General features: G+C 48.4%; 1 pseudogene. It reads right to left on the bottom strand.

Going from position 1 to position 896, the window contains the following annotated elements:
* Positions 1 to 896, bottom strand: a pseudogene (locus AC3WQX_RS12040) (hypothetical protein); the annotation flags it as partial.

The following is an 896-nucleotide window of genomic DNA, read 5'->3' as shown; positions in this document are numbered from 1 at the left end:
TCAGATTCAGCATCAACAAGTGCATCTGACTCAGCATCAACAAGCGCATCAGATTCAGCATCAGTAAGCGCAAGCGATTCAGCGTCAGTAAGTGCGAGCGATTCAACGTCAACAAGCGCATCAGATTCAGCATCAACAAGTGCATCTGACTCAACATCAGTAAGTGCGAGCGATTCAACGTCAACAAGTGCATCTGACTCAGCGTCAACAAGCGCATCAGATAGTGCGTCACTAAGCACAAGCGCAAGCGACTCAGCGTCAGTAAGTGCATCTGACTCAACATCAGTAAGCGCAAGCGACTCAGCGTCAACAAGTGCATCTGACTCAGCGTCAGTAAGTGCATCAGATAGTGCGTCACTAAGCACAAGCGTGTCTGATTCGAACTCAATGAGCGCATCAGATTCAACATCAGTAAGTGCGAGCGACTCAGCGTCAACAAGTGCATCTGACTCAACATCAGTAAGCGCAAGCGATTCAGCGTCAGTAAGTGCGAGCGATTCAACGTCAACAAGCGCATCAGATTCAGCATCAACAAGTGCATCTGACTCAACATCAGTAAGTGCGAGCGATTCAACGTCAACAAGTGCATCTGACTCAGCGTCAACAAGCGCATCAGATAGTGCGTCACTAAGCACAAGCGCAAGCGACTCAGCGTCAGTAAGTGCATCTGACTCAACATCAGTAAGCGCAAGCGACTCAGCGTCAACAAGTGCATCTGACTCAGCGTCAGTAAGCGCATCAGATAGTGCGTCACTAAGCACAAGCGCATCATATTCAGCGTCAACAAGTACATCAGATTCAGCATCAACAAGTGCAAGCGATTCAGCGTCAGTAAGTGCATCAGATAGTGCATCACTAAGCACAAGCGTGTCTGACTCAACATCAGTAAGTGCGAG

Source organism: Staphylococcus sp. FW104-15G4D (assembly GCF_058790135.1).
Note: the sequence above shows the minus strand (reverse complement) of the source record. Positions and strands in the feature narration are given on the sequence as shown.